The following is a 16663-nucleotide window of genomic DNA, read 5'->3' on the forward strand; positions in this document are numbered from 1 at the left end:
TCTCCTTGTTCTTGATGGGGTTGCTGTGGGTGGGCTCTTGATGGGGTTGGTTGCAGTGGGGGGATCGGGAGGATCGGGGGGTCAGGAAGTCGGGACGGGTCGGAGAGCCAGGAGGTCAGGCGGTCAGGAGCCGGTGTCGGACGACGGGTCCCGTCCGGCGAGCCAGGCGCGGACGAGTGCGTCCGGCGACCGGCCGGGTACGGCGCTCGCGGCGGCCAGCAGCAGCCGGGCCTGCCAGGGGCTGAGGTCGCCGGCGAAGATCGCGCCGACCCTTTGCAGTTCGGCGCCGCCGCCCGCGTAGAGGGGTTCGACCGGGCCGGAGTGCACCCGTGAGCAGATGAGTACCGGGTGGCCCGCCGCCACGGCCTCGGCGACCGCCTCCACCAGCTCCGGCCCGGCGTTGCCCGCGCCGACCGCCGCCACCACGACCCCGGCGGCGCCCGCGGCCAGGCTCGCCCGGACGAACAGCCCGTCCGCACCGGGGTAGGCGGGCACCACGTCCACCCGGGGCAGCCGGGGCAGGTCGAGGTCGAAGGGCAGCCGCGGGCTGGGTCTCGGCTGCCACAGCGGGACAACGCGCCGACCCACCACGCGGAGCGCCGGTCCGCGTCCGGGCGCGGTGAAGGCGTGCGCCGACATGGTGTCGCTCTTGCGTACCCCGCGGGCGGGGAAGGCGAAGCCGTCGAAGACCAGCAGCGGGCCGTGCCCGCGCGCGGCGTCGTCGGCGGCCACGGCGAGGGCGTCGCCCAGGTTGCCCGGGCCGTCGGCTGCGCGGTCGTCGAACGGGCGCTGCGCGCCGGTCAGCACGATCGGCCGCGGGTCGTCGAACGCCAGGTCGAGCAGGAAGGCGGTCTCCTCCATGGTGTCGGTGCCGTGCGTCATCACCACCCCGTCGGCGCCGTCGCGCAGTGTGCCGCGCACCTCGCGGGCCAGCGACAGCAGGTCGGCGGTGTCGAAGGCGTAGCTGCCCCGGGTGACCACGTCCCGCACGCTCACCTCCGCGCCGTCCGGCAGCGGACCGGCCGACGCGACCAGTTCTTCCGCGAGCACGGTCGCCCGGCGGCCCTCCGCCCCGGACCGGCTCGCGATGGTGCCGCCGGTTGCCACGACCTGGATACGACGCATGGACCCTCTCTCCGCAATCGATTGCGCAGAGGCTATGCAAACGATTGCGTCCGGTCAATGGGTGGCCGCACACTTGTCTGGCCGGACGGTTCGGGGATGTGCGAAGCTCAAGGGCGCGACGCGGGGGCGCCCACGGGTTCCGACAGGAGTCCGGCGGAACCCGAAGCCCCTCGATAAGCACAGAAAAGCGCTGAGAAGCACCGAGACGAACCGAAAAGAGGGGCAGCGAGCGTGGATCGCCAGGGAGCGCGGGCGGGGGCAGGCACACACACCGGTCGTGCCCCGGTCACACTCGCCCAGATAGCCCGGCAGGCGGGGGTCCACGTCTCCACGGTGTCCCGGGCGCTGAGCCCGGACGAGAGCGTACGGGGCGGGGTGGCCACCGACACCGCCACACTGATCCGGGCGCTCGCCGAGGAACTCGGCTACCAGCGGGACCCGGCCGGGGCGGCGCTGCGCACCGGCCGCTCCCGGATGCTGGGCGTGCTCGTCCCGAGGCTGACCGACATCGTGCTCGCCACGATCTACGAGGGCATCGACGCGGCCGCGGCGGCCGCCGGCTACCACACGGTGGTCGCCAACACCGGTGACGACCCGGAGCTGCAACGGCGCCGGGCCGACGCGCTGCTGGCCCGGCGCGTCGACGGCCTGGTACTCGGCGACGCCCGTTCCGACTCCGACCTCGTCGCCGAACTGGCCCGCCAGCACATCCCGTTGGTGCTGGTCTCGCGCCGGCTGCCGGGCCGGATCTCGGTGACCACCGACGACGTCCTCGGCGGCCGGCTGGCCGCGGAACACCTGCTGGAACTCGGCCACCGACGGGTCGCGGTGGTGGCCGGAGAGCCCTACGCCAGCACCGGCGTGGAGCGCACCCAGGGCTTCCTCGACGCGTGCGCCGAGGCGGGCCTGCCGGTACCCGAGAGCCACGTCGTACGGTCCCGCTTCGACGTGCCCGGCGGCCGGGCGGCGGCCGAGCGGCTGCTGGCCCTGCGGCCGCGGCCCACCGCCGTCTTCGCGGTCAACGACTTCGCGGCGATCGGCGTGATGGCGGCGGTCCGGGACGCGGGCCTCACGGTGGGCCGGGACGTGGCGATCGTGGGCTACAACGACGTCCCGCTGGCGGCGGCCCTCCCGGTGTCCCTGACCTCCGTGAGCTCCCCGATGTACCGGATGGGGGAAGTGGCGGCGACGACGCTGGTCAACATGCTGAACGGCAAGCCGGGCCGCTCCCGGCGGCTGCGCCCCGCCCTAGTGGCCCGCGCCTCGACCCTCGGCGGCACCCCGCTCACCCCGGAGGGGTGACGCGGCCAAAGCCCCCGCCTCGGGGACGGGCCCCCGGCCCGCGACCGTGCTCCCCCGCTGCCGCAGCACTCCCGCCGTGGCGGCCGCGACCACGCAGCAGGCCACGGGGAGGAAGAAGGTCAGGTTCAGCGGGACCAGGCGGGTGAGCCAGCCGATGACGGCCGGTCCCGCGAGCATGCCGAGGTATCCGAGTCCGGCGACCTTGGAGACGTTGGCGCCGGCGGCATCGGCGTCGGCGTGACCGGCGGCGCTGAAGAGTTGGGGAACGCAGCCGGAGAGCCCCGCGCCGAAGAGCGCCCAGCCGGCCAGGGCGAGCGGAATCCAGGGCGACAGGGCGGCCGCCGCCATGCCGACGGCGGCGACCGAGGCGCCGTAACGCAGGATCGCGGCGGGGCCGAAGCGGGCCGAGACGCGGTCGGCGAGCAGGCGGCCGATGGTCATCGTCGCGGCGAACGCGCCGTAGGCGAAGGCCGCCGTGCTGTCGGAGGCGCCGAGGACGGTCCGCAGGTGCAGCACGCTCCAGTCGTTGGCGACCCCCTCGCACAGCATGACCATCAGCGCGAGGACGGCCAGGATCCAGATACGGGTACGAGCCGGGGCCGCCTGCCCGGCCGGTCCGCCGGACTCGGTCCCGGCATCCGCGGCCGGTCCCGCGGCGGTGGGCAGCAGGCCCGGCGCGGCGCACACGGAGACCACCACTCCCAGCACGGCCGCCGTGCCGAGCGTCGCCGCCGGGGTCCAGCCCGCGCTCGCGACGGCCGCACCCGCGAGGGCGGCCACCACGCCGCCGACGGAGAACGTGGCGTGGAACGCGGACATCACCGGGCGTCCGTACGCCTTCTCGACCTGGACGGCGTGGGCGTTCATACTCACGTCCAGGCAGCCGTTGGCGAACCCGAGCACGATCAGGGCTCCGCCGAGCATCCACGGCTCGGAGGCCAGTCCGGGCAGCGCGAGGGCGGCACTGCACAGGACACCGGAGGCGGGCACGACGATCCGGGTGCCGAGGCGGTCGGCGACCGGGCCGGCCAGCTGCATCCCCACGAAGGCGCCCGCCCCGAGCAGGAGCAGGAAGCCGCCCAGGACGGCGTGGCTGACGCCGACCCGGTGCTCGATGGGCGGGATCTGCACGATCCACATCCCCAGCAGGGTCCCGTTGAGGATGAAGTACGTGAAGGTCGCCAGACGCGCCGCGCGAAGTGTTCGCTCCATGGAGCGAACGTATCGAACATGAACCTTGTTTGAAAAGCGCCGCTTCTCACAGTGTTCCTGTTTGCTGGCGCATGGTGTTCAATCGCCGCATGGGGAACACGGGCCGTCTGAGGCAGATCACGGACGCGGTGCGGGAGGCGGGCAGCCTCGGCGTCGGCCAGTTGGCCGAACTCACCGGGGCCTCGGAGATGACCATCCGCCGCGATCTGGAGGCCCTGGCCACCCAAGGTGTGCTGGAACGCTTCCGGGGCGGCGCCCGGACCCTGCTGCTGCGCGGCGAGGAGCCCCCCTTCCCCCTGCGCGCGCAGGAGGGCACGCGGGTCAAGCAGCGCATCGCCGCGGACGCGGCCGCGATGATCGCCGACGGGGAGACGGTCGTCCTCGACAGCGGCACCACCTGCCTGGAAGTGGCCAGGGCACTGCGCGGCCGGCGGGTGACCGTGATGCCGCTGTCGCTCCAGGCCGTCGACGCGCTCGCCGACAGCCCCGGGCAGACCACCCTCCTCGTGCCCGGCGGCCGGCCGCGTCCGGGCGAGGGGGCCCTCACCGGACCCCTGACACTGGCCTCGCTGGCGGCTCTGCGCTTCGACACCGCTGTCATCGGCTGCTGTGGGCTGACCGCACAACAGGGCCTGACCGCCTACGACTTGGACGACGCGGCGGTGAAGCGGGCCGCGATCGACTCCGCCCGGCGCGTGCTCGCCGTGGCCGACGGCGCCAAACTGTCCCGTACGGCGCACGCCTTCGTCGCGCCGGTCTCGCGACTGCACACCCTCGTCACCGACGATTCCGCGCCACCGGGCGAGGTCGACGCGATCCGCGCCGCGGGCACGGCCGTCAACACCGCGCGACAGGAGTGAAGTTGACCAGCCGAGTCACTCTCGTCTCGCCCGCGACGAGCCCGTCGCTGCGGCAGGCCCGGTTCGACGACGGCGACTCGATCGACGACGGCGGGACGGCCAGGGCCCGTTCGGCTGCCGGGTCACTTCCCGCGGCCGCCCGCGTGCTCCTGTCCCCGAGCGCGCGCTGCCGGGAGACCGCGTCGGCGCTCGGCCTCGACGGCGTGGCGGTACGGGAGTTGGCCGGTCTGGACGCGGGCCGCTGGCGGGGCCGGACCCTGGAGGAGGTGATGGCCACCGAGCCGGAGGCGGTGGGTCGCTGGCTCGCCGACCCCGACCGCGCGCCGCACGGCGGGGAGTCGGTGCGGGACGTGTGCGAGCGGGTCGGGCGCTGGCTGGACAGCGCGCGGGACACCGACGGCCGTACGCTCGCGGTGGTCGAGCCGGAGGTCGTACGGGCCGCGGTCGTCCATGTGCTGGGCCTGCCCGCGGCCGGCTTCTGGCGGCTGGACGTACCTCCGTTGACGGCAACGGAGTTCAGTGGACGGGCCGGCCGCTGGAATCTGCGGCTCGGACAGCCGCTGGCGGCACCCTGAGGAACGCGACAGGGCCCCCGGACGGTTCCGAAGGGCCCTGTCGTGCACCGAAGGGGTCAGTGCGCGGCCGGGACCGCGCGCCCGGTCGTGGCCGTCACCGGCCTGGGGTTCAGTGGACGGGCCGGCCGCTGGAATCTGCGGCTCGGACAGCCGCTGGCGGCACCCTGAGGAACGCGACAGGGCCCCGGACGGTTCCGAAGGGCCCTGTCGTGCGCCGAAGGGGTCAGTGCGCGGCCGGGACCGCGCGCCCAGTCGTGGCCGTCACCGGCCTGGGGTTCAGCATTCGCCCGGCCAACTCGCCGAAGAGCAGCCCGAATCCGCCCCACAGGACGGTCTGCGTGGCCAGGGCGGAGAGCCGGAACCGCCACAGCAGGGTGGCCGGGAAGTCCGCCGGCACCTCGTTGACGGTGGGCAGGAAGGCGTACGCCAGCCCGATCACCACGGCGAAGGCGGCCACCGCGGCCACCGTCGCGTACCACGTGCCCAGCGCGGGCGCGAGGCGCTTGCCCAGGATGGTGGCGGCGATCGCGAGGAGGATGCTGAGCAGCATCATCAGGAAGTACAGGGTCGTGCGCTTGCCGATGGTGTCTTCCTGGCCGACCGCGGGCGGGTTGGCCGGGTACTTCAGGAACGGCACGACGTACACGGCCAGCAGCGCGCAGCCGGACAGCAGCAGCGCGGTCGCCCGCGGGGAGAAGCGGCCCACGCGGCCCAGTGCGAAGCAGAAGGCGAGCGCGGCGATGCCGCCGAAGGCGACCCCGTAGACCAGGACGCCGGTGGCGAGACCGGCGGTGGACTGGAGGGAACGGGAGACGACTTCCACCTCGTCATGAGAGTGGGAATGGGAATGGGAGTGCGCCTCCTCGAGGCCGATCGCCTTGTCGACGAACGGCTCCCCGAGGAAATAGGCGACGGCCAGGGCGAGCACACCGGCGGCAAGGCCGGCGAGCATGCCCCGTACCAGAAGGTTTCTTACCGTTGCGGAGTTCATGAGCGTGCGGTGTCCCTCGCCTCAGTGGCAGGGGAAACCGAGCAGGTGGCGGGCGTCGTGCACCCACTCGTGGACGTCCGTGCCGCTGAACACGGAGGTGGCGCCCTGCTCGGCGCCGACGAAGTAGAGCAGGACCAGCATGAGAACGCCGAAGAAGACCGCCCAGGGAGCTATCGCCTTCAGCGGCAGCGTGGCGGGAACGGCGGGGGTGGCGGTCGGCTGAGCGACGGTCTGCGCCATGGCAGAACCTCCTCTGGGAGTTCGCGTCCCATCTCGGTGGTGCACAGGACGACAGCCACGGGTCTGACTCACGAACACCCCGGGGGGCGTTCGCATACAGTGGCGCGACCGTGCCGGATTCCCACCGGCTTCCGTCGTGCCGTCGTCGATATCGCACAGACGGTATCGCGTGCCGCGCGCCCGGCCAAGACCGCGACCACGGACGTGATCTTCTCCACCGAGCCGCCTCCACCTGCTCACGGATCACCTCACCATCAGCGCGGCGGGCCCCGGCAGCCGTGTATCAGACACTCCGGCGCTGTGGCAGGATGCGCGCGGGCAAGCTCCGCGCCACCGCCCGCCGCGCCAGTCGATCCGCACGCACCACCCCGGAGGGACGAGCCCCGTGCTCACGTCGTACGCCGCCCACTTCGACACGCCCGCCGGGTACCTGGACTTCGCACGCTTCGGGCCGCCCTCCCGGGACGCCGTCACCGCCACCGCACGCGCCCTGGAGGCGTCCGCCCGCGCCGACCACACCACCGTGGACGCCCTGATGCGCGCGGAGGAGACCGCGCGGGACACGGCCGCCCGCCTCGCCGGCACCGACGCCCGGCACACGGTGCTCCTCCCGAACGCGTCCACCGGTCTGTTCCACGCCGCGCTCGGCATCAGAGAGGGCGTGGTCCTCGCGCCGCGCTCCGACTTCCCCGCCAACCACTACCCGTGGCGCCGCTCCGCGGATCTGGGCCGGGCTACGCCGCGCTGGATCGACCCCGCACCCGGCTCCGGAGTCACCCCCGATCTGGTCCGCGCCGCGCTGACCGACGACGTCGTGGCCGTGTCGGTCAGCGCCGTGGACTTCCGCACCGGGTTCCGTGCCGACCTGGCGGCGCTGCGCGAGGCGATCGGGCCCGACCGGCTGCTGATCGTGGACGCCATCCAGGCGTTCGGTGTCGCCTCCCTGCCCTGGGACGCCGCCGACGTGGTGGTCGCGGGCGGCCAGAAATGGCTGCGCGCCGGATGGTCGACCGGCTTCGCCACGCTGTCCGACCGCGCCCTGGAATCCCTGGAGCCGGTCCTCACCGGCTGGACGGGCGTCGAGGACGTCGGCCTCTTCGACGGAGCGGAGCACCCGCCCGCCCCGGACGCACGGCGGTGGTCGATCACCAATCTGAGCCCGGTGACGGCCGCCGCGTTCGCGGCCGCGCTGGACCTGGTCGAGCGGCACACCGTCGCCGCGATCGAATCCGCGATCGCCACACGGATCGCCGAACTCACCGAGGTCGTCGAGGCGTGCGGCGGCCGCGTCCTCTCCCCCGCCGACCCGGCGCGGCGCGCGGGCATCCTCTCCTTCACCCTGCCGGACCACGATCCGTGCCTCGTCGCCAAGGCGCTGCACGCCGAAGGCGTCACCGCGACCGTGCGCACCGACTCGCTCAGGCTCTCCCCGCACGCCTCGACCCCGGCGGAGGCAGCCGAACGGGTCGCCACCGCACTGTCGTCCCTGGGGAGTTGAACCCGCGGGTCGGCGACACCTTGAACCCGCGGGTCGGCGACCTCCTTTCCGTCAGGCGGGGGCGGGCTCGGGCTCTGCCTGGGTGGTGAGCCGGCCGGCCCGGGCGAGCGCCGCGACCGAGGCGGCGCAGACGAGTCCGGTGGCGGTCAGGGCCGTCCAGGTCATCCAGAGGGCATGGTGCCGCTGGGCGAAGTCCCACAGCGCGCCGGTGACGAGGTTGCCCAGGGTGATGCCCAGGCCGGAGACGGTGTTGTAGAGCCCGTAGTAGGTGGCGACCAGGCGGTTGCCCGACAGGGCGACGACGGTGTCCATCTCGAACGGGTAGACCACGGCGGAACCCACCGCGAGCAGGACCACCGCGGTCACCAGCGCGACCAGCGCGGCTCCTGAGGAGCCGTGCGGGGCGAGCGCGAGCGGCAGGAAGGCCAGCCCCATCACGGCGAGTCCCCGCACCAGCGCCTGGCTGGGTCGCCACCGCTGCTTGGCCCAGCCGGTCAGGCGCAGTTGGCCGACGACGGCCACCGCGGCGGAGACGATGAAGAGCCCGCTGGTGACCGCCGTGCCGTTCGCCCCCAGGGCGTCGGCCGCCGCCAGCGGGAGGGCCAGGTACACCTGGAAGGTGAGCACGTAGGAGCCGATCATGGCGGTGGCGAAGAGCAGGAAGGGGCGGTTGGACACGACCGTCCGCCACTGCGCGAGCACGCTCTCCTGCCGGTCCGTGTCCGCCGTGTGGCCGCGCCGGGCGGGCAGGGCGCGCCACTGCAGCACGGTGAGGACGGCGAAGATGCCGGCGGCGGTCGTGCACACGAGGCGGAAGTCGGCGGCGAGCAGGGCGAGCCCGACGAGTGGGCCGAGCAGCATGCCCGCCTGGTAGTGGACGTTGAAGGCGGCGAAGGCGTCCACGCGCCGTTCGCCCGCCTCGACGGCGAGGTAGGCGCGGACGGCGGGGTTGAACAGGGCACCGGCGAAGCCGGTGGCGGCGGAGGCGGCGATCAGTGCGGGGAGGTTGTCGACCCAGCCGAGCAGGCCGAAGCCGGCGGTGCGCAGCAGGCAGCCGGCCATGATGGGGATTTTGTAGCCGAGACGGTCGGCGAGCGTGCCGCCGATGAGGAACATGCCCTGCTGGGAGAAGTTGCGCACGCCCAGCACGAGCCCGACGGCCCAGGCGGCGAGGCCGAGTCCGTCGGACAGGTGGGCGGCGAGGTAGGGCATGAGCATGTAGAAGGCGAGGTTGATGGCGAACTGGTTGGCCATCAACAGCCGTACGGCGGGCGGGAAGGAGCGGGTCTGCCGCCACAGGTCGTTCATCGCCCGGCCCTCGCGAGTTCCGTGGCACCGTCGCCGGCGGCGAGCGGGTCGACGACACGGGTGCAGCGGGTCCAGCGGGAAACGGTCCGTTCGCCCGGATCACCGATCTCCTCCGGGTCGTCGGCGGGCAGGTGGCCGAGGAGGCCGTGCTCCCGGCAGTACGTGTCGTCGAAGACGGTGCCGACATAGCGTTGCGGGCCGTCGGGGAAGACCGCGACGATCCGCTCCTCGGCGGGCAGGGTGCGGGCCAGCCAGCGGGCGACGAGGGCGACGGCGCCGACGCTCCAGCCGCCGGTGGCGTAGTGGTCGCGGGCCAGGAGGCGTGCCGCCCACACCGCCTCGGGCGCGGCGACCCAGTGGACCTCGTCGAACAGGTCGTAGGCGACGTTGCGGGGGTGGATGCTGGAGCCGAGTCCGCGCATCAGGCGGGGCGCGGCGGGTTGCCCGAAGATCGTCGAGCCGGTGGTGTCCACCCCGGCCACGCGCAGCCCCGGGAAGAAGCCGCGCAGTACGGAGCCGATGCCGGCGGAGTGGCCGCCGGTGCCGACGGAGACGACGAGGCTGTCGATGCGGCCGAGCTGGGCGACGAGTTCGTGGGCGAGCGGGGCGTAGGCGGCGACGTTGTCGGGGTTGTCGTACTGGTCGGGGCACCACGCGTCCGGGTGGGCGGCGAGCAGTTCCTCGACCCGGTGGCGGCGGGCCTCCTGCCAGCCGCCGACCGGGTGCGGGGTGGTGACGACGTCGACTTCGGAGCCGTACGCCGTGAGCAGGCCGGTCATCAGCGGTTCGATCGCCGGGTCGGTGACGACGGTGACGGGGTGGGCGAAGGTGGCGCCCGCGAGGGCCAGCCCGAGACCGAGTGTGCCGGAGGTCGACTCCACGATCCGGGCGCCGGGCAGCAGCCGGCCGCGTTCACGGGCGGCTCGGACCATGTGCAGGGCGGTGCGGTCCTTGATGCCGCCGGGGTTGTGGCCTTCGAGCTTGGCCCAGAAGCCGCGCCCGGCGGCCGTGAAGGGCTCGCCGATCCACAGCACGGGGGTGTCGCCGACCAGTCCGGCGGGTGTGCGCATGGGGCGTTTGGTGTCGGCCAGGAGCTGGGCCGGGCAGGCGGGGACGGAGGTGCGGATGGGGTGGTTCATGGCGTGCTTCTCCTGCGGCCGGGACCGTGAACGGCCGCCGGTCGTGTGGGGGCGGGAAGAGGGCGGGACCGATCGGCTGCCGTTCCCCGCGTCGGGGGCGGGGCTCGGCAGCGGGGCCGATCAGGTCCGCCACACGCCGAAGAGGGCTCGCGCGTGCCCGGGCGAGGTGTTGCCGGGTTCGGGAGCGGCTGTGGGGGTTCGCGCCGGGAGCGGCGCTGCCGGGGTGTGGTCGGCGGTCAGGACGTCGTGGACCGCGGGGTGGGCCGGGGAGGCGTCTCGCGGGAGTTGCGCCGTCGGCTCCTCCCCGTCCCAGCAGTGCACGCCGCTGTCGTGTGCGGGGGCCGAGGTCCGGACGTCCGCCCGGTGCTGGCCCTGAGGTGTCTGTCCGTAGGCGGCGGAGGCCACGAGCGGGGTGTCCGCCCGTGCCGCACCGGTCGGTGTCGGGCCGTGGGCGCAGGCCAGTACGTGCATGAGCGCGGCCAGCAACAGCACGAGCACCGCTCCGGTGCGTGACGCGGAGCGGCGGCGGCGGAAGATCGACCCGGCCAGCATGAACACAAACAGTAGTCGGTCACGTACGTAAAGTTCTTGTCAGAGGTCGGGGGCCGACCGGGTTCCGCTGCCGTCGCGCGGCTCGGTATCAACGCCCTGGTCGCGCGCTCGGGCACAGGGCGCACTCGGCCCATACCGTCTTGCCGGGGCCGAGGCGGTCCCGTACGCCCCAGTCGACGGCGAGCGCGTCGACGAGGAGCAGGCCACGACCCCCGTCCTGGTCCGGGCCGGGGGCCATGCGCGCCGGCCGGGCGGGGTGGGTGTCGGTCACCTCGATCCGGACGATGTCCCGGCCCTCCTCGAAGGACAGGGCGAGGGCGAAGTCACGCCCCGGGACACGGCCGTGGAGAACGGCGTTCGCGGCGAGTTCGGCGACGACAAGGACGACGGTGTCGTGCGCTTCGGTCCCTCGGGGTTGTCCCCACTCGGTGAGCTGGTGCGCGGCGAGCAGCCGGGCGAGACGGGCACCGCGCCGGGTCGCGGAGAAACGCTGCGTGAACGTGCGTGCGGAGGTGGCGGATTGGCGGTTCAGGGCTGGCATGCGGGCCAGCTTGCCGACAGTTGACAGGTCGTCGGCAGGGCCGCCGCTGATACAGATCACGCTGTATCGGTGCACGCGCTGGACTGGGTCGGTCGCCGTGCGTGAGCATTGATCGGTCTGGCGTGGCGCAGCCCGGACGGCGAACAGTACGGCACGGGTACGGCCCGGTGGCACAGGGGAAGGCGGCTGCGATGACGACGGACAACGGTGGCGGAGTGGGCGGGGGCTGCGAGCCGGAACTCTCCGACAGTCTGAAGACCTTCGGCGCGGTCCTCAAGGCCCTGCGGGAGGAAGCCGGCCTGACACAGGAGCAGTTCGCTCCGCTGGTGCGCTACTCGCCCGCGTACATCGCCAAGATCGAGCAGGGGAAACGCTTCCCGCCGAAGGAACTGCTGAAGCGGTCGGATGAGGTCCTGGGCGTGGTCGCGGCGCGAGTGCTGGGGGCCGCGGCGAAGAGCCTGACGCGGAAGGCGGGGCTGGCGTCCTGGTTCCGGCAGTGGGCGGGGATCGAGGAGGAGGCGATCTCGCTGTACGCGTATGAGAGCCGGGTTGTCCCAGGCCTGTTGCAACCTGAGTCGTACATCCGCGCGATCTTCGACCGGTACCTGCCTCCGCTCACGGAGGAGCAGTCCGAACGGCAGGTGGCAGCACGCCTGGCCAGGCAGCAACTTCTCGTCGAACGCCCCAACACCTCGTTCAGCTTCGTCGTCGAGCAGGCACTCCTGGAACGCCGCATGGGAGGTACGGCCGTCACGAAGGTCCTGCTCGACCACCTCATCGCGGTCGGCCGGTACCGCAACGTGGAACTCCAGGTCATGCCGTTGCTCCAGGAGGAACACTCCGGCTTCGAGGGCGAGATGTACCTTGCCGAGACAGCCGAACACCGATGGGCCGGTTACGTCGAAGGCCACGGCACCAGCATGCTCATCAGTGACCCGAAAGCTGTAAGCCAGATGCTCCAGCGCTATGGCAAGATGCGCTCGCAGGCTCTGAGCCACCAAGCCACCGCGAGCCTGCTGGATCAGATGCGAGGAGCGCTATGAGCACCAGCGAGCTGACCTGGTTCAAGAGCAGCTACAGCGGCGGCGGCGGCGACAACTGTATCGAGGTCGCCCTGCGCCCCGGCGTCGTTCTTGTCCGGGACTCGAAGGACACCCAGAGGCAGTCCCTTGCCGTCTCCCCCGACGCCTGGTCGGCGTTCACGGCACTGGCGGCCGGCTCGCGCCTCTGAGCTTCCGGCCAGGCGCCCTTCGCCACCGGCTCCGGCATCGCCACCCACTCCACCTCAGCCGCCGAGCCAGGCAAGTGCGGCCACCGTCATGGCGCTGACGCCGGTGTCCAGGGTGGGTTGGACGACGGGGGCGAAGGCAGGGCTGTGGTTGACCGGGACGTCCTGGGCGATGGTGCCCTTCTTGGCGGCCTCGGCATACAGGCCGGCGTCGATGCCTCCGATGCCCCAATAGGTGAACGGCGCGCCGAACGCTTTGGGGATCTCGCTCATGTCCTCGCTGGCGGTCTGCAGGTCGATGGTGTGTGCGTCGTCGCCGAAGTGGGCGGCGAACGCCTCGGCGACGCGCCGGGTCGCTTCCTCGTCGTTGACGGTGGGCGGAAAGGAGGCCGTCCGCTCGATCTCGGGTGCCTCCGGCGACCCGGACGCCTCGCTCTCGGTCCGGACGATGCGCTCGATCGCCTTCAGGACCTGGCCGCGCGTCGCATCGTCGTAGGTACGGACGTTGAGCTCGACGACGGCGCTGTCGGGGATGACGTTGGGACCGGTGCCGGCGTGGATACTGCCCACGGTGACGACGGCGGGGGTGGTGGCGGCGAGTTCCCGGGAGACGATGGTCTGCAGGCGCACGACGATCATGGCGGCCATCACCACGGGGTCGACCGCGGCCTGCGGCATGGAGCCGTGGGCTCCTCGGCCGTGGACGGTGATGCGCAGGCTGTCCGCGGCTGACAGGAACGATCCCGGACGGGTGCCGACGTAGCCTGCCGGATAGGGCAGGACGTGCTGGGCGAGTACCACGTCGGGCCGGGGCGCCCTTGCCGTGAGACCGTCGTCGATCATGGCACGGGCGCCGTCGCCGTTCTCCTCCGAGGGCTGGAAGAGCGCCACGAAGGTACCGCGCCAGGCGTCCTTGGCCTGAGCCATCAGCTGTGCGCAGCCGAGCAGAGCGGTCACGTGCACATCGTGCCCGCAGGCGTGCATGACCGGCTGCTCGGTGCCGTCGGGACCTGTCAGGGTCACGGTGGAGGCGTAGGGCAGACCGGTCCGCTCGCGTACCGGGAGGGCGTCCATGTCCGCGCGGGCCATGACGGTGGGTCCGTCGCCGTTGGCCAGCACGCCGATCACGCCCGTGCCGCCGATGCCGTCGGTGACCTCGTACCCGAGATGCCGCAGAGAGTCGGACGCCTTCTTCGCCGTGCGGTGCTCCCGCAGGCCGAGTTCGGGATGCCTGTGCAGATCCTGGTAAAGGTCCTCAAGATCGGAACGGATACTGGCGAGGCCGGACAGCACCGCACGGTTTCGGTCGGTCACTACGTCTCCTTGCGCGGGTGGGACTGCTCTTCTTTCCCGTTTCGGGCGGCAGTGCCGGTGCCGTGCCGCAGCGTCGCGGCCATCCTGGACCGGGGCTGCCAGTCGAGGCTGTTGGGCAGGTTCCAGCCGAGCCGCACAGCAGTGAGCCGGAGGGCCAGGGCCAGGGTGATGCCCAGGCCGGCGCCGATCGCCGGCACGCCGAGGTACACGCAGATCACCGTGACTCCGGCGACCGCGACGGCGACGGTGGCGTACAGACCGTTGCCCCCGAAGACAGCCGGCACCCGGCCGAGGACGACATCGCGCAGGGCGCCGCCGCCGACGGCGGTCACGGTGCCCAGGAGGACCGCCGGAAGCCATCCCAGCCCCACGGCGAGCGTCTTGTTGACCCCGGTGACCGCCCAGAACCCGAGGACGGCGGCGTCGAGGGCGGTGAAAAGCCGGGTCCAGGACTCCTCGCTGATCTTGATGAGAAAGACCACCACGGAACCGGCGATGGCGGTCGGCAGGTAGGCGTAGTCGGTCAGCGCGACCGGTGTGCCGTGCTGCAGCAGCACGTCCCTGATCATGCCTCCGCCCAGACCGGAGATGATGCCCACCACCAGGAACCCGAACAGGTCCAGGCCGACCGCGCGGGCCACGGCGCCCCCCAGCAGCGCGCACGAGAAGACACCCGCGAGGTCGAGATAGCGCGTCGCGACCGCGATTCCGGCGGGGATCAGGGAAGCCGACATCACACACACGGTGGACACGATGACGAGCCTAGTGACTCGGCGTCTCCACGGCACGAGCAGACCGCCACGGACAGTGACGTTCCGCGACGACATGCGGCAGTCAGGTCGTATCGCCCGCGGTCACGGCCGCGTGGGCGCAGAAGACACGGGTGGGTGCGGGATCGGATGACTGGGGCGCACGCGGCCCGGGGCGGGACCGGCCGCCGGGGGTACGGCGGTCCCCCGGTCGGCGTCGGCCTCGTCAGGAGCCGCTGTGCCGGTCTCCGTCCTGGTCGCGCGCAGAGCCCGATCGCGTGGCGTCCGGCGCCGTGACCGTCGTGAACGGCAGCACGAGCCGGGAAGGGTGTGCGGCGTCGCGGTAGATCTTGTGGGTGACGGGGCGGCCCACCGGCAGGTGGAAGGCGTCCGGCGGCAGCAGCGCGTTGTGCGCGTCGGCCAGCGGCTCGTCGTTGGAGAGCTCCACGACCAGCTTGTGGCCCGGCAGGAACGTCGCCGCGAACGGGTAGACGCGCAGCACGTACTCCTCGATCCTCCCCGGCTCGACCGGCACCGCGCGGGTGTGCGGGTGGTAGGGGTCGCCCTCGGTGGTGCGCTCCTCGTCGAGCTCGCGGTGCGAGGCCTTGAGGTAGGCGGTGGTGATGAGCCGGCGCTTGCCGCCCGGGGCCTCGTCCCACATGCGCAGGATGAAGTTGGTGTCGGGCTGGTCGATCTCCGCGAACAGGTGCGCCGCGCCCTGGCCGATCATCTCGGTGGGCTCGGTGAACGGCTCGGTGCTCCAGCTGAGCGTCTCCACCTTGTCGGTGACCGTGAGGGGCGCCTGGTAGAAGCCGTCGGGGACGGCGTGCTCGGCGCCCATGGGCTCGGGCTCGAAGGAGAGCTTGTGGCGCGGGCGGAGGTAGAGCGGCTTGTGCTCCACGTCCTTCGGCGGCCACTGGGCCCCGGTGACGTACTGGCGTGAGCCCTCGACGTGCACGGTGACGGCGGGCTCGTCCATGATCCCGTTGTCGATGCCCTTGATCCAGTAGTCGTACCAGCGGAACATCTTGTCGTGCTCTTCGATGAAGGGGCGCGACTGCATGGGCGGGTACGGACCGATGTCCAGCTTCTTGGGGCCCTTGAGGCGGTTGAAGACCTCGATGGTGCCGTCCATCGTCCAGCCGCGGCCCTGGTCGATCTGGAGCCAGACCGGGATGTCGATGTTCGGCGCCAGGGTGACGGGGTTGCGCTCCTCGTACCACTCGCCGTCGACCTCGTTCATCACGATGTCGAACCAGGCCTCGTGGTTCTTCGGGTAGTTCAGCACGTGGACCAGGTTGGGCCAGGCGGCCACGTCCGGGTCCCGCAGGCGCTCGGCGACCCGCTTCTTGATCTCTTCGGACGAGTAGGTCTCGAGCATTCGGGACTTGACGCCGTCGGTGAAGGCCCAGCCGGAGTCGCCGCCGCGCCCTTCACGGGCGGCGCGCGGCATGAACCACATGACGCCGCCGTGGTAGGTGGTCTCGTAGAAGTCGTAGTGGCCGCCGCTGACGAAGATCGCCTTGAGGCTCGGCGGACGCTCGGCCGCCGCCAGCACCTGCATCGAGCCGAAGTAGGAGATGCCGATCATGCCGACGTTGCCGTCGCACCACGGCTGCGCGGCGACCCACTCGATGAAGTCGTACGCGTCCTGGCCGAGCGAGACGCCACCGGCGTTGTAGTTGCCGATGTGCTCGCCCTCGGAGGCGCCGGAGCCGCGCAGGTCGCCGATGACGTGGACGTAGCCCTCCTGGACGACGCGCGCGATGTCGCCGGCCTCGATGCAGCCGTCCCACATGGGGCTCGGCCGGCGCTGCGGCGGGGTCGTCAGGGCCAGGGCCTGGAGCTCCTTGCCGTACGGGCTCAGGGCCACCAGCGCGGGCCTCGGCGTGTCGTCCACGCCGCCGTAGGTGTCGGCGGCCAGCGTGACACCGTCCCGCATCGGCACCCGCAGGTCCTTGCGGACGGCGATGGTCCGCGCGCCCGCCCGGATCGTATGAAGGTCGGTCATGGTCTGGAAGCTCCTGTA

Annotated in this window: 17 protein-coding genes and 1 riboswitch; of the genes, 6 read left to right on the forward strand and 11 right to left on the reverse strand. The window is 72.3% G+C overall.

What is annotated here, in order from left to right:
* Nucleotides 1-123: 123 nt before the first annotated feature.
* Nucleotides 124-1125, reverse strand: a complete 1002-nt coding sequence (locus ACFY3J_RS16580; protein ID WP_384177290.1) for an asparaginase — start codon at nucleotides 1123-1125, stop codon at nucleotides 124-126.
* A gap of 231 nt (nucleotides 1126-1356) precedes the next feature.
* On the opposite strand from ACFY3J_RS16580, the gene ACFY3J_RS16585 reads away from it, so the two are divergent.
* Nucleotides 1357-2427, forward strand: coding sequence for a LacI family DNA-binding transcriptional regulator (locus ACFY3J_RS16585; RefSeq protein ID WP_384177292.1), 1071 nt, complete (start codon nucleotides 1357-1359; stop codon nucleotides 2425-2427).
* Here ACFY3J_RS16585 and ACFY3J_RS16590 read toward each other — a convergent pair.
* Nucleotides 2374-3639, reverse strand: a complete 1266-nt coding sequence (locus ACFY3J_RS16590; RefSeq protein ID WP_390841097.1) for an MFS transporter — start codon at nucleotides 3637-3639, stop codon at nucleotides 2374-2376. The genes ACFY3J_RS16585 and ACFY3J_RS16590 overlap by 54 nt on opposite strands.
* 89 nt (nucleotides 3640-3728) lie before the next feature.
* On the opposite strand from ACFY3J_RS16590, the gene ACFY3J_RS16595 reads away from it, so the two are divergent.
* Nucleotides 3729-4499, forward strand: a complete 771-nt coding sequence (locus ACFY3J_RS16595) for a DeoR/GlpR family DNA-binding transcription regulator (protein ID WP_390841098.1) — start codon at nucleotides 3729-3731, stop codon at nucleotides 4497-4499.
* Between the two features lie 2 nt (nucleotides 4500-4501).
* Complete coding sequence (locus ACFY3J_RS16600) at nucleotides 4502-5074, forward strand: histidine phosphatase family protein (RefSeq protein WP_384177298.1); 573 nt, start codon at nucleotides 4502-4504, stop codon at nucleotides 5072-5074.
* A gap of 223 nt (nucleotides 5075-5297) precedes the next feature.
* On the opposite strand, the gene ACFY3J_RS16605 is transcribed toward ACFY3J_RS16600, so the two are convergent.
* Both ACFY3J_RS16605 and ACFY3J_RS16610 read right to left on the reverse strand, forming a co-directional pair.
* Nucleotides 5298-6065, reverse strand: coding sequence for a CbtA family protein (locus ACFY3J_RS16605; RefSeq protein WP_384177300.1), 768 nt, complete (start codon nucleotides 6063-6065; stop codon nucleotides 5298-5300).
* A 21-nt stretch (nucleotides 6066-6086) separates the two neighbouring features.
* Nucleotides 6087-6305 (reverse strand): CbtB-domain containing protein, encoded by a 219-nt coding sequence (locus tag ACFY3J_RS16610; RefSeq protein ID WP_141357464.1) that lies wholly within the window; start codon nucleotides 6303-6305, stop codon nucleotides 6087-6089.
* Between the two features lie 36 nt (nucleotides 6306-6341).
* A riboswitch (cobalamin riboswitch) is annotated at nucleotides 6342-6484 on the reverse strand.
* A gap of 206 nt (nucleotides 6485-6690) precedes the next feature.
* Here ACFY3J_RS16610 and ACFY3J_RS16615 point away from each other — a divergent pair.
* A complete protein-coding gene (locus tag ACFY3J_RS16615; RefSeq protein WP_384177302.1) occupies nucleotides 6691-7803 on the forward strand; it encodes an aminotransferase class V-fold PLP-dependent enzyme in 1113 nt (370 codons plus the stop codon).
* Between the two features lie 51 nt (nucleotides 7804-7854).
* Here the strand turns inward: ACFY3J_RS16615 and ACFY3J_RS16620 are convergent, their stop codons facing one another.
* The 4 genes from ACFY3J_RS16620 to ACFY3J_RS16635 form a co-directional block, all read right to left on the reverse strand.
* A complete protein-coding gene (locus ACFY3J_RS16620) occupies nucleotides 7855-9111 on the reverse strand; it encodes an MDR family MFS transporter (protein WP_384177304.1) in 1257 nt (418 codons plus the stop codon).
* Nucleotides 9108-10250 carry a PLP-dependent cysteine synthase family protein gene (locus ACFY3J_RS16625; protein ID WP_384177307.1) on the reverse strand — a complete coding sequence of 381 codons (1143 nt, stop codon included), beginning with the start codon at nucleotides 10248-10250 and terminating at the stop codon, nucleotides 9108-9110. The genes ACFY3J_RS16620 and ACFY3J_RS16625 overlap by 4 nt, the downstream gene beginning before the upstream one ends.
* Nucleotides 10251-10370: 120 nt before the next feature.
* Entirely contained in the window at nucleotides 10371-10802 is a 432-nt protein-coding gene (locus ACFY3J_RS16630; protein ID WP_384177309.1) for a hypothetical protein, read from the reverse strand.
* 88 nt (nucleotides 10803-10890) lie between these two features.
* Nucleotides 10891-11343, reverse strand: coding sequence for an ATP-binding protein (locus ACFY3J_RS16635; RefSeq protein WP_390841099.1), 453 nt, complete (start codon nucleotides 11341-11343; stop codon nucleotides 10891-10893).
* A gap of 191 nt (nucleotides 11344-11534) precedes the next feature.
* Between ACFY3J_RS16635 and ACFY3J_RS16640 the strand changes: the two genes are divergently transcribed.
* Together ACFY3J_RS16640 and ACFY3J_RS16645 are read left to right on the forward strand one after the other, a co-directional pair.
* Nucleotides 11535-12386 carry a helix-turn-helix domain-containing protein gene (locus ACFY3J_RS16640; RefSeq protein ID WP_384177313.1) on the forward strand — a complete coding sequence of 284 codons (852 nt, stop codon included), beginning with the start codon at nucleotides 11535-11537 and terminating at the stop codon, nucleotides 12384-12386.
* The gene (locus ACFY3J_RS16645; RefSeq protein ID WP_384177315.1) at nucleotides 12383-12574 is read left to right on the forward strand and encodes a DUF397 domain-containing protein; all 192 of its coding nucleotides are present in this window, start codon (nucleotides 12383-12385) and stop codon (nucleotides 12572-12574) included. Before ACFY3J_RS16640 ends, ACFY3J_RS16645 begins: the two co-directional genes overlap by 4 nt.
* Before the next feature lie 54 nt (nucleotides 12575-12628).
* Here ACFY3J_RS16645 and ACFY3J_RS16650 read toward each other — a convergent pair whose 3' ends face one another.
* The 3 genes from ACFY3J_RS16650 to ACFY3J_RS16660 all read right to left on the reverse strand — a co-directional run bounded on the left by ACFY3J_RS16650 (nucleotide 12629) and on the right by ACFY3J_RS16660 (nucleotide 16645).
* Nucleotides 12629-13885: a M20 family metallopeptidase gene (locus tag ACFY3J_RS16650; protein WP_384177317.1), complete on the reverse strand. Its 1257-nt coding sequence runs from the start codon at nucleotides 13883-13885 to the stop codon at nucleotides 12629-12631.
* Nucleotides 13885-14619, reverse strand: coding sequence for a trimeric intracellular cation channel family protein (locus ACFY3J_RS16655; RefSeq protein ID WP_384177319.1), 735 nt, complete (start codon nucleotides 14617-14619; stop codon nucleotides 13885-13887). Before ACFY3J_RS16655 ends, ACFY3J_RS16650 begins: the two co-directional genes overlap by 1 nt.
* A gap of 241 nt (nucleotides 14620-14860) precedes the next feature.
* Entirely contained in the window at nucleotides 14861-16645 is a 1785-nt protein-coding gene (locus tag ACFY3J_RS16660) for a CocE/NonD family hydrolase (protein ID WP_384177321.1), read from the reverse strand.
* Between the last annotated feature and the right edge of the window lie 18 nt (nucleotides 16646-16663).

This window comes from Streptomyces sp. NPDC001231, from assembly GCF_042896885.1.
Lineage (GTDB): Bacteria > Actinomycetota > Actinomycetes > Streptomycetales > Streptomycetaceae > Streptomyces.

Coding starts and splice junctions, on each gene's coding strand:
- ACFY3J_RS16580 (WP_384177290.1), bottom strand. CDS start 1,125: ATGCGTCGTATCCAGGTCGTGGCAACCGGCGGCACCATCGCGAGCCGG.
- ACFY3J_RS16590 (WP_390841097.1), bottom strand. CDS start 3,639: ATGGAGCGAACACTTCGCGCGGCGCGTCTGGCGACCTTCACGTACTTC.
- ACFY3J_RS16595 (WP_390841098.1), top strand. CDS start 3,729: ATGGGGAACACGGGCCGTCTGAGGCAGATCACGGACGCGGTGCGGGAG.
- ACFY3J_RS16605 (WP_384177300.1), bottom strand. CDS start 6,065: ATGAACTCCGCAACGGTAAGAAACCTTCTGGTACGGGGCATGCTCGCC.
- ACFY3J_RS16610 (WP_141357464.1), bottom strand. CDS start 6,305: ATGGCGCAGACCGTCGCTCAGCCGACCGCCACCCCCGCCGTTCCCGCC.
- ACFY3J_RS16620 (WP_384177304.1), bottom strand. CDS start 9,111: ATGAACGACCTGTGGCGGCAGACCCGCTCCTTCCCGCCCGCCGTACGG.
- ACFY3J_RS16625 (WP_384177307.1), bottom strand. CDS start 10,250: ATGAACCACCCCATCCGCACCTCCGTCCCCGCCTGCCCGGCCCAGCTC.
- ACFY3J_RS16630 (WP_384177309.1), bottom strand. CDS start 10,802: ATGCTGGCCGGGTCGATCTTCCGCCGCCGCCGCTCCGCGTCACGCACC.
- ACFY3J_RS16635 (WP_390841099.1), bottom strand. CDS start 11,343: ATGCCAGCCCTGAACCGCCAATCCGCCACCTCCGCACGCACGTTCACG.
- ACFY3J_RS16640 (WP_384177313.1), top strand. CDS start 11,535: ATGACGACGGACAACGGTGGCGGAGTGGGCGGGGGCTGCGAGCCGGAA.
- ACFY3J_RS16645 (WP_384177315.1), top strand. CDS start 12,383: ATGAGCACCAGCGAGCTGACCTGGTTCAAGAGCAGCTACAGCGGCGGC.
- ACFY3J_RS16655 (WP_384177319.1), bottom strand. CDS start 14,619: ATGTCGGCTTCCCTGATCCCCGCCGGAATCGCGGTCGCGACGCGCTAT.
- ACFY3J_RS16660 (WP_384177321.1), bottom strand. CDS start 16,645: ATGACCGACCTTCATACGATCCGGGCGGGCGCGCGGACCATCGCCGTC.